This window comes from Avibacterium endocarditidis (assembly GCF_002921145.1).
GTDB lineage: Bacteria > Pseudomonadota > Gammaproteobacteria > Enterobacterales > Pasteurellaceae > Avibacterium > Avibacterium endocarditidis.
The window spans coordinates 1-5,116 of the sequence record NZ_PQVI01000032.1; the positions used below are offsets into that span (position 1 = coordinate 1).

Here is a 5,116-nt window from a genome sequence, read left to right on the forward strand (position 1 = left end):
AAAAAGGGCTGAAAGTGCCTGATGATATTTCCATTATTGGCTATGATAATATCCACGCCTCACGTTTTTATTCGCCACCGCTCACTACGATACACCAGTCTAAATCTCGTTTAGGTGCACAAGCGGTGAACTTATTGTTCCAACGCATTAGTGAGAAATCAGGCCAGCACGAAATTATTGAAATGCACCCTGAATTGGTGATCCGTAGCTCGGTGAAAAAATGTAATTAACGCCAATTTATCCGCTCAGTATAATGCCCGTTAAGTGCGGGCGTTTTTATTTCTATTTTTTAACAAATTTGTAACTTATTTAGATTTTATATAAAAAAATTGCAGAAATTTATAGAAAAACCACCGCACTTTTGATTTATATTATTTTTTATCTTTTAAATAATTGACCTTTCTCCCTATTTTTGATTATATCTATCTCAGAAAACGAATTTACTTTTTTGTGAGGTGCTTATGATCCAACAATACACAACGTTGCGTAACAACATCAATATGCTTGGGCATTTCTTAGGGGAAACCATTAGTGATGCACAAGGCAGTGAAATTCTTGATTTAATTGAAAAAATTCGCGTGTTATCAAGAAATTCCCGTGCAGGTGATGAAAAATCCCGTGAACAATTGCTTGAAATACTAGCCACGATTTCCGATGAAAACATCATTCCTGTGGCGCGTGCTTTTAGCCACTTCTTAAACCTCACCAATATTGCTGAGCAATATCAAACCATTTCCCGTCAGCATATTGACCAAGAGTCTTCCGACCGTACCTTAGAAGCGCTCTTTCAACGCTTAAAAGCGCAAAATGTGCCAACAGAAAAAGTGCTTGATGCGGTACAGAAACTGATTATTGAGCTGGTGCTTACCGCTCACCCAACAGAGGTAACACGCCGTTCACTCGGGCATAAACACGTTGAAATCAACCGCTGTTTAAGCCGTTTGGAACACGATGATTTAACCGAAGCGGAAACCACCAAACTTAAACGCCGCTTAATGCAGCTGATTGCTCTTGCTTGGCATACCAATGAAATTCGTACTCAACGTCCAACGCCCGTTGATGAAGCCAAAGCAGGAATGGCGGTGATTGAAAACAGTTTATGGAAAGCCGTGCCAGAATTCTGCCGTTTATTTAACTTCCATTTAGAGAAAAATTTTGCGGTGCAGCTGCCAGTGGATCTTGCCCCTGTGCGTTTTTCTTCTTGGATGGGCGGTGACCGTGATGGAAACCCATTTGTTAGCGCGCAAACCACCCGCCAAGTGTTGCTGATGAATCGTTGGAAAGCCGCAGAACTCTTTTTAGAAGACATTAAATTACTTGCTGATGAACTTTCTGTGATTGAATGCACGCCAGAATTTCGTGCTAAATATGGCGATCACCTAGAGCCTTACCGTTTTGTGGTGAAAGATTTGCGTAGCAAATTGATCAAAACCGTGGCGAATTACGGCGATTTATTGGAGGGCAGAACCCCAGTTGTAACTGAGCAAGAACTGCTCACTGATGACGAACAGCTTTGGGAACCCCTTTACGATTGTTATCAATCTCTACATCAATGCGGAATGCGCATTATCGCTAACGGCGCGCTACTTGATTGCTTACGCCGTATCCGTTGCTTTGGTTTATCCCTTTCTCGCCTTGATATTCGCCAAGAAAGTACACGTCATAGCGATGCCATTGCGGAAATCACCCGTTATATCGGTTTAGGCGATTATTCACAATGGACGGAAGATGACAAACAAGCGTTCTTAATCCGTGAATTAAGCTCACGCCGCCCACTGTTACCGCGTGATTGGCAACCTTCAGCAGAAACGCAAGAAGTGTTAGATACCTGTAAAGTGATCGCAGAACAGCCAGAGGGCGTGATTTCCTGCTACATTATTTCTATGGCGCGCACGGCTTCTGACGTGCTTGCCGTGCATTTACTCTTGAAAGAAGCGGGCGTGCCTTATCATTTGCCTGTTGTGCCATTGTTTGAAACCCTTGATGACTTAGATGCGTCTGAAGAAGTAATGCGCCAATTATTCAATATCGGTTGGTATCGTGGCGTGATTGACAACAAACAAATGGTGATGATCGGCTATTCCGACAGTGCCAAAGACGCAGGAATGATGGCGGCTTCTTGGGCGCAATATCGTGCGCAAGAACAGCTAGTGAATTTGTGTGAAGAACTCGGCATTGAACTCACCTTATTCCACGGACGCGGCGGCACAATCGGACGTGGTGGCGCACCAGCACACGCAGCATTACTTTCTCAGCCACCACGCTCATTGAAAAACGGATTGCGTGTTACTGAACAAGGGGAAATGATCCGCTTTAAACTGGGCTTATCAGCCGTGGCAGTGGGCAGTTTAGATCTTTATGCTAGCGCAATTTTAGAAGCCAATTTATTACCACCGCCAGAGCCAAAAACGGCGTGGCGTGAAGTGATGGACGAGCTTTCTACCACGTCTTGCGAAATTTACCGTGGCGTGGTGCGTGGCGATAAAGATTTCGTGCCTTATTTCCGTTCTGCAACGCCAGAACAAGAGCTGTCAAAATTGCCATTAGGTTCACGCCCTGCAAAACGTAATCCAAATGGTGGGGTAGAAAGTTTGCGTGCTATTCCTTGGATTTTCGCGTGGATGCAAAACCGCTTAATGCTCCCAGCTTGGCTTGGTGCAGGCGCTTCTGTGCGTTTAGCCATTGAACAAGGCAAAGGTGATGTGATCGAAGAAATGTGTAAACAATGGCCGTTCTTTTCTACGCGTATCGGAATGTTGGAAATGGTATTCAGCAAAACCGACACTTGGCTTTCAGAGCATTACGATCAGCACCTTGTGAAACCTGAATTGTGGTATTTAGGGCAATCATTACGCGAACAATTAAAAGCGGATATTCAAACAATTCTGTCTTTATCGCACGAAGATCAATTAATGTCTGATCTTCCTTGGATTGCTGAATCTATCGCACTGCGTAATATTTACACCGATCCACTTAACTTATTACAAGTGGAATTATTACGCCGCTTGCGTGAAAATCCAGAAAATCCAAATCCTGATGTTGAACAAGCCTTGATGATCACCATCACAGGTATCGCAGCGGGAATGCGTAATACGGGCTAAAAGCTAATCGAGCAAAAAATAAAGTGCGGTGGAAAATCACCGCACTTTTCTTTCGCCATTATTCTTATGTTATGATACCTACCCTTTTCACCTAAATAAGACAACCAATGACAGAACAAAAACAAAAACTCGATCCCGATACAGCCATTGATATTGCCTACGATATTTTTCTTGAAATGGCGGGGGAAAACCTTGATCCCGCAGATATTCTGCTTTTTAATCTCCAATTTGAAGAACGCGGCGCGGTAGAATTTGTCGAAACCGCAGAAGATTGGGAAGAAGAAATCGGCGTGCTAATTGATCCTGAAGAATATGCCGAAGTTTGGATCGGCTTAGTCAATGAGCAAGACGAAATGGACGATATTTTCGCGAAATTCCTCATTTCTCATCAAGAAGAAGATCGCCAATATCATATTATTTGGAAAAAATAATGGCGAGTGCGGTGAAATTTTTTCTCACCGCACTTTTTCTATTTGAAAGAAGAATTATTGACCGATATATTCAAACACAATAATTGATCCTGGGTTTGCCATTTTTGATGTTGGCGTGTCATCTAACTGACGACCGTTCCCCATATTGTCTGTTACCACATAGATTTTGCGGGTATCAGGGCTCACTAACGCATTGCGATAACGGTTTGCACTGGTGAAATATTTCGCGGTATCCCCTTGCACATTGCTTGCGTCTTCATTCATTTTTACTTGATAAATCGAACCGCTCTTATAGGTTGCTAATAATAATGAATTGCGGAACTCTGGGATTACGCCGTCTTTTGGATAATAAACCGCATTACCTGGGGCAATGGTTGGCCAACAAATATATGACAACTTGCCACAAGTCGCATTGGTGTAGTTGTAGTTATTATTAACCGTGAAGAAAGTTTTTACCGGATCAACCACAGGCTCTTTGTAATCCGTTTCTTTTTGCGTTGGCACGCCTTCAGGGATCACATTCGGATCATATTTCACGCTCGGGCAATTCACCGCTGCCGAATAGTTAGCATAAACATAAGCCAAATCATCTTTAAAGCCCGCAACGTGCGGCCAGCCGTAGTTTCCACCCGCTTCAAGTTTGTTCAATTCATCATCACTTGATGGGCCTTGTTCTGTGCTATAAAGGTGATTCCCCACCCACACTAAACCTTGTGGATTGCGGTGTCCATAAGTATAAACATGGCTTTTCACGCCTTTAATTACAGGGTTATCATCAGGGATTGAGCCATCTTTGTTGATACGCAAGGTTTTGCCGTTATAAGCACTGTGATCGTGATTTTTCACTTGTTCTGCCGTTGGTAATTTTTGTGAAGTGATTTCATCACAAACGTGTTTACCTTGGTTATAACCTAAATCACCTGTGGTGTAATAAAGTTTGCCATCTGGGCCAAATTTAATGCGTCCTGCATTGTGATCCACGCCTGCGATAATGTGGTCAATCACAATTTGCTCATCACCTAATTTATTGGCTTTCGCATCATAGGTTAAACGTACAATACGGGCGAATTTTTTCTCGCCATCAGCATAAGTATAAGCCGCATAAGCATAAGGCTCACCTGCATCAAAATTTGGATCTAAGGCTAACCCTAACACGCCTTGATGTGGAAATTTCTCATAAGCATTAGCAAAATGATACAACACGGTTTTCTCACCTGTTTTTGGATCAATGCTCACGATATTTCTGCCTGCACGTTCTGTCAGCCAAAGTTGCTCTTTCGACCCCCAGATCATCTCCCAACCGCCATCAACATTATTAGCAATAACCGTTGCTTCAAAACGTGAACCAAAATCCACCTTGCCATCTTTGCTGACTACATCAATGGCACTGGCACTTGTTGCTGCAAAAGCAAATAATGCGCCTGCAAAAGCTAATTTTTTCATTAATTTCTCCTAGGTTAAAAAATCGTGCGGATTCTATCACAAGCGAAAACGTGCCAATACCTATTATTGGAAAAGGTGTTTTTCTTGCTAGGAAACATTTATTGATCGAAAAAATGCGTGAAAATCACCGCACTTTATTTT

4 protein-coding genes are annotated in these 5,116 nt (G+C 42.7%); 3 read left to right on the top strand and 1 reads right to left on the bottom strand.

Going from position 1 to position 5,116, the window contains the following annotated elements:
• From C3Z13_RS03190 to C3Z13_RS03200, 3 genes are all read left to right on the top strand, one after another.
• Positions 1-230: substrate-binding domain-containing protein (locus C3Z13_RS03190; RefSeq protein WP_181022002.1), on the top strand; the 230-nt coding region annotated here is incomplete at its 5' end.
• 231 nt (positions 231-461) lie between these two features.
• Positions 462-3,101, top strand: a complete 2,640-nt coding sequence (gene ppc, locus C3Z13_RS03195) for a phosphoenolpyruvate carboxylase (protein WP_103854976.1) — start codon at positions 462-464, stop codon at positions 3,099-3,101.
• A 107-nt stretch (positions 3,102-3,208) separates the two neighbouring features.
• On the top strand, positions 3,209-3,532 hold the full coding sequence (locus tag C3Z13_RS03200; RefSeq protein WP_103853038.1) for an HI1450 family dsDNA-mimic protein: 324 nt from the start codon (positions 3,209-3,211) through the stop codon (positions 3,530-3,532).
• Positions 3,533-3,586: 54 nt separating this feature from the next.
• On the opposite strand, the gene C3Z13_RS03205 is transcribed toward C3Z13_RS03200, so the two are convergent.
• Positions 3,587-4,975, bottom strand: coding sequence for a glucose/sorbosone family PQQ-dependent dehydrogenase (locus C3Z13_RS03205; RefSeq protein ID WP_103854977.1), 1,389 nt, complete (start codon positions 4,973-4,975; stop codon positions 3,587-3,589).
• Positions 4,976-5,116 lie beyond the last annotated feature (141 nt).